The 4,652-nt window shown below is 75.2% G+C and carries 7 protein-coding genes; 5 read left to right on the top strand and 2 right to left on the bottom strand.

Translation table 11 applies throughout. The features are described from left to right. Positions 1-759: polysaccharide deacetylase family protein (locus tag KUM32_RS32155; RefSeq protein ID WP_217145476.1), on the top strand; the 759-nt coding region annotated here is incomplete at its 5' end. An 18-nt stretch (positions 760-777) separates the two neighbouring features. Further along, a complete protein-coding gene (locus KUM32_RS32160) occupies positions 778-1,005 on the top strand; it encodes a hypothetical protein (RefSeq protein WP_217145477.1) in 228 nt (75 codons plus the stop codon). Here the strand turns inward: KUM32_RS32160 and KUM32_RS32165 are convergent. Together KUM32_RS32165 and KUM32_RS32170 are read right to left on the bottom strand one after the other, a co-directional pair. Then, complete coding sequence (locus tag KUM32_RS32165; RefSeq protein ID WP_217145478.1) at positions 997-1,668, bottom strand: ABC transporter; 672 nt, start codon at positions 1,666-1,668, stop codon at positions 997-999. The two genes, KUM32_RS32160 and KUM32_RS32165, sit on opposite strands and share 9 nt — an antisense overlap. Beyond that, positions 1,665-2,513 (bottom strand): ATP-binding cassette domain-containing protein, encoded by an 849-nt coding sequence (locus KUM32_RS32170; RefSeq protein ID WP_217145479.1) that lies wholly within the window; start codon positions 2,511-2,513, stop codon positions 1,665-1,667. The genes KUM32_RS32165 and KUM32_RS32170 overlap by 4 nt, the downstream gene beginning before the upstream one ends. 44 nt (positions 2,514-2,557) lie before the next feature. Between KUM32_RS32170 and KUM32_RS32175 the strand changes: the two genes are divergently transcribed. The 3 genes from KUM32_RS32175 to KUM32_RS32185 form a co-directional block, all read left to right on the top strand. Continuing rightward, positions 2,558-3,277 carry a peptidyl-tRNA hydrolase gene (locus KUM32_RS32175; RefSeq protein WP_217145480.1) on the top strand — a complete coding sequence of 240 codons (720 nt, stop codon included), beginning with the start codon at positions 2,558-2,560 and terminating at the stop codon, positions 3,275-3,277. A 59-nt stretch (positions 3,278-3,336) separates the two neighbouring features. Beyond that, on the top strand, positions 3,337-3,615 hold the full coding sequence (locus tag KUM32_RS32180; protein WP_217145481.1) for an antibiotic biosynthesis monooxygenase: 279 nt from the start codon (positions 3,337-3,339) through the stop codon (positions 3,613-3,615). Between the two features lie 128 nt (positions 3,616-3,743). Beyond that, positions 3,744-4,652 (top strand): DUF692 domain-containing protein (locus KUM32_RS32185; RefSeq protein ID WP_308408770.1); only part of this gene is annotated, 909 nt, incomplete at its 3' end.

A 4,652-nucleotide genomic window follows, 5' to 3' on the forward strand; every position in this document is an offset into this window, starting at 1 on the left:
CCCCATCCCCCTCCCCCTCCGCCTCCGTCTCCGTCTCCGTCCCGGCCTCCCGTGCTCGCCCCCGGCCCGGCGGGCCTCACCCCCGTCTTCGAGCACGGCCCGCGGGCGGACGGCAGGACGGTCGCCCTCACCTTCGACGCCGACATGACCGCCGACCAGGGGCCGCGGGCGGCGGCGGGCGAACGGTTCGACAATCCACGGCTGATCGCGACCCTGCGGGAACTGGAGGTGCCGGCCACGGTGTTCATGACCGGCCGGTGGGCCGAGGAGTACCCCGACGAGGCCCGGTCCATCGGCCGGGACGCCCAGTTCGAGATCGCCAACCACTCCTACAGCCACTACGCCTACACCGAGGACTGCTACGGCCTGCCGACCGTGTCCAGGGAGCGGATGCGGCCGGACGTGGAGCGGGCGTACGCGGCGTTCGAGGAGGCCGGGGTGCCGGAGTCGATGCCGTACTTCCGTTTCCCCGGGGGCTGTTACGACCGTGTGGCCCTCAAGGAGCTGACCCCCGTCGGCGTCACCGCCGTGCAGTGGGACGTGGTGAGCGGGGACGCGTTCGCGACGGACGCCGACGCGGTGGCCCGGCAGGTGCTGGACGGTGTGCGGCCGGGGTCGGTGGTCGTCATGCACTGCACGCGCAGCGCGGCTCCGGTGACCGAACGGGCGGTGCGCACGATCGTGCCCGAGCTGCGCCGCCGGGGCTACCGCTTCGTGAAGGTCTCCGAGCTGATCGCCGCCGCGAACGACCGCCGCTGACGGGCCTACGCTGGTGAGATGAGCAGCGACGACGACCACGGCCCGAACGACAGCAGTCCGGGCGACCCCGGTCCGAACGACTACTGTCTGATCGACGCGACCCGGCCGCCCAAGGCCGACGGCCCGCCGTACGCGGAGTGCGTGCTGTGCCGGGAGCCGACGGAGTACCCCGAGTCGTACAAGGGGATCACCTTCTGCCCGGTCTGCGAATGGCAGGAGGCCCAGCGCACGGCCTGTTCAGGCTGATCTGCGCGAGCTGAGCGCACAGGCCAGGGAGATCGCGGCCACGGCGACCACGGCCGCCGCCGCCAGCGGGAGCAGGGGCAGCGGTACGACCCCGGACCGGGAGCCGGTGACCAGGCCGCCGACCGCCGCGCGCGCCGGGGACCCCGATGTCACCAGCGCCAGCAGGGCCGCCAGCAGCAGCGCCGGAACCGCGCGGCCGGGCGAGCGCAGCACCGGCCAGGCGGTGAGCGCGCCGACGGCGCTGCCGAGCAGGGCGCACACCAGCGCGGCGAGCAGTCCGGCGCCGCCCGCCGGGAGCGGCGGCACGGGCGTGCCGTGACCGGTGCTGACCGGGTCGCTGATCGGCGTCACGACGAGCGTCGCCACCGTGCCCAGGAGCGCCGCCGCGGCGAGGCCCACCAGCAGACAGGCCAGGTGGGCCCGCGCGGGGCCGCGCGCCGCCGACACACAGGCGCGGGCGGCAGGCGGCTCCCCGGTGACGCAGATCCGCACCAGCCAGGCCGCGACCGGCAGCAGCACGGCCGCCGCCCAGCCGAGCGAGTCCAGCACCGGCTGCCCGCCCTGCACACCGATGCCGAGGGCGGCGGCGTACAGGATGACGGGCGGCAGCCAGCGCTGAGAGCGCAGCAGGAGGGCGGCCTGGTAGCGGAGGAGCGCGGTCACCGGTGCTCCTCCGGGGCGTGCACGCTCACCACGTGCCAGGGCGGCCGGGCGGTCAGGAGGGTGCGCAGCAGGATGTCGGAGTGCGAGGCGGGCACGGTGAGCAGATGGGCGCCGGGGGCGGTCTCCTCGGCGGAGGCGACGATCCGGTGCACGTCGGCGGGCAGTCCGCCGCCGACCGGCCCCCGCACCCGGACGGCGACCCGCGGCCCGGCCGGGGCCCCGGTGTGGTCGGTACGGCGGTGCAGGGTGCCCTCGCGCACGGTGTAGGTGGCGTCGGGCGCGTCGCCCAGGCGGCGCGGGTCGTGGTCGACGAAGACGACGGCGCCGCCGGAGGCCGTCCGCTCGGCGACCGCCCGTTCCAGCTCGGCCCCGGCGTCGAGCCCGGTCCAGGGCTCGTCGAGGACGAGCAGTTCCGGTTCGGCGAGCAGTGCCTGTGCCACCGCCACCTTCTGGCTGCTGCCCTTGGACAGCCGGGCCAGCGGCGTGCCGGCGAACCCGGCGGCCCCCAGCCGCTCCAGCCACTGCCCGGCGGCGTGGGCCGCCGCCCGGCGGGACAGCCCGTGCACGGTCCCGAGGTGGATGAGGTACTGGACGGCCGTGAAGGGCAGGGCGGGCGGGAAGCGTTCGGGGACGTACGCGGTGCGCGGACGGCCGGTGACCCGGCCCTCGGTGGGGGCGTCGATGCCGGCGAGCACGCGCAGCAGGGTGGACTTGCCGGTGCCGTTGGCGCCCTCGACGCGGACGAGGGTGCCGGGCGCCAGGCTCAGATCGACGCCGCGCAGCACCCAGGGGCCGCGCGGTCCGTAGCGGCGCCCCACGTGATCCAGCCGTAGCTCACGTTGCATGGGGGCATCCTCTCGCGCCCGCGGAGCTTGGCAGACTGGTGGGCGTGAGCAACGATCCGACGACGCCCGTCCCCGACAGCCCCTTCCGCGCCGAGCCCGGCGACCGCGACCTCGCGCCGCAGTTCGTCCTGCCGCTGGTCGTACGCATCGAGCGGGCGGCGCCCCCGCCCCGTACCGACGCGCTGGAGACCGCGGCCCGGGCGGTGCTGGTGATGCTCGGCGACGAGCGGTCGACCGGCGACGGCGAGTGGGCGCGGGCGATGCGGGACTGGCAGGACGCGCGCATCCGCAAGGTCGTGCGGCGGGCGCGCGGCGCGGAGTGGCGGCGGGCCGAGGCGCTGCCCGGCATCACGGTCACCGGCAAGACGGCCGAGGTGCGGGTCTTCCCGCCGGTCCCGCTGGACGGCTGGCCCAAGGACCTGGCCCGGCTCCAGGTCTCCGGCACCGACCTCGACGACCCGGAGCCGCCGGTCGACGCCGACCCGTCCGGTCCCGTCCTCTGGATGAATCCCGACCTCGGCATGTCGGCGGGCAAGGCGATGGCCCAGGCGGGGCACGGCGCGCAGCTCGCCTGGTGGGAGCTGGACGACGCGGAGCGGACCGCGTGGCGCGACGCGGGCTACCCGCTGGCGGTGCGTACCCCGGCCTCCGCCCGCTGGTCCGGCCTCACGACGAGCGGCCTGCCGGTGGTCCGCGACGCCGGGTTCACGGAGATCGCGCCGGGCTCGTGCACGGTGGTGGCGGATCATCCGGCGCTCCGGTAGGCGAGGAGGCCGGTCCGCCGCGCGGGGCACGTCCCACGATCCGGTCGTAATGTGGTGATATGGCACTTCTGATGGAGATCGACTATCCCGGGGTGACCGCCGAGCAGTACGACGAGGTCCAGGAAACCGCCGGTACTCGCTCCGGACGCCCCGTCCCCGGTCTGCTCGGCCACGTGGCTGTCGTCACGGGTGACGGGGTGCGTGTGGTGGACGTGTGGGAGTCCAGGGAGGCCCTCGAGGCCTACCTGCCGGTGATCCTCCCCGCCACGAAGGCGGCCGGCTTCCCGGACGCCGCGCCACGGCTCTCCGAGATCCACAACGTCTTCATCCCGCACTGACGGCGGCCGGCACCAGGAGCCGGGAATCTCAAATGTTGCTCTGAAGACGCCCCCCGGTGGATTCGCGCCGGGCCGCGCGGGCCATATCCCCGGCAAGTCGACGGGGAGGGGCGGCGGCCATGGAACGGATCGAGCGACTGGGGACCGGTATCGGGTGGCGTCCGGAGATCGCGGACGTCGTGGAGCGGATGCCCGGCGTCGACTGGGTCGAGGCCGTGTCGGAGAACCTCTGCCCCGGCCACCTGCCCGACTCGCTGCTGCGGCTGCGCGAGCGCGGCGTGACCGTCGTGCCGCACGGGGTCTCGCTCGGGCTCGGCGGTGCCGAGCGGCCGGACGCGGGGCGGCTGGCGGCGCTGGCCGAGCGGGCGGAGGTGCTCGGGGCGCCGCTGGTGACCGAGCACATCGCGTTCGTCCGGGCGGGCGGGACACTGACCGCCTCCCCGCGTCTGGAGGCCGGGCACCTGCTGCCGGTCCCGCGCACCCGCGACGCCCTCGACGTGCTGTGCGAGAACGTGCGCGTCGCACAGGACGCGCTGCCCGTACCGCTCGCCGTGGAGAACATCGCCGCCCTGTTCTCCTGGCCGGACGAGGAGATGACGGAGGGGCAGTTCCTGTACGAGCTGGCCGACCGGACGGGAGTGCGACTGCTGATCGACGTGGCGAACCTGCACACCAACCACGTCAACCGCGGTGAGGACCCGGCCGAAGCACTCGGTGAACTACCCCTGGAGGCCATCGCGTACGTCCATGTCGCGGGCGGCTTCGAGCGGGACGGCGTCTGGCACGACAGCCACGCCCACCCCGTCGCGCAACCGGTGCTCGACATCCTCACCGACCTCGCCTCGCGCGTGGCGCCGCCGGGCGTACTGCTGGAGCGGGACGAGAACTTCCCCGCGGCCAAGGAGCTGGAGGGGGAGGTGGCGGCGATCCGGGACGCCGTCGCGAAGGGGCGGGCGGGTGGGCTTCCCGCCGACCGGGAGGCGCCGGCCGCGCCGCGGGACGCACCGCGGGACGCACCGCGGGTCGCACCGCAGGAG

The organism is Streptomyces sp. AC627_RSS907, from assembly GCF_019049165.1.

What these genes read in the sequence shown, in the direction of transcription:
- KUM32_RS32160 (WP_217145477.1), top strand. Translation starts at nt 778, where the DNA reads ATGAGCAGCGACGACGACCACGGCCCGAACGACAGCAGTCCGGGCGAC.
- KUM32_RS32170 (WP_217145479.1), bottom strand. Translation starts at nt 2,513, where the DNA reads ATGCAACGTGAGCTACGGCTGGATCACGTGGGGCGCCGCTACGGACCG.
- KUM32_RS32180 (WP_217145481.1), top strand. Translation starts at nt 3,337, where the DNA reads ATGGCACTTCTGATGGAGATCGACTATCCCGGGGTGACCGCCGAGCAG.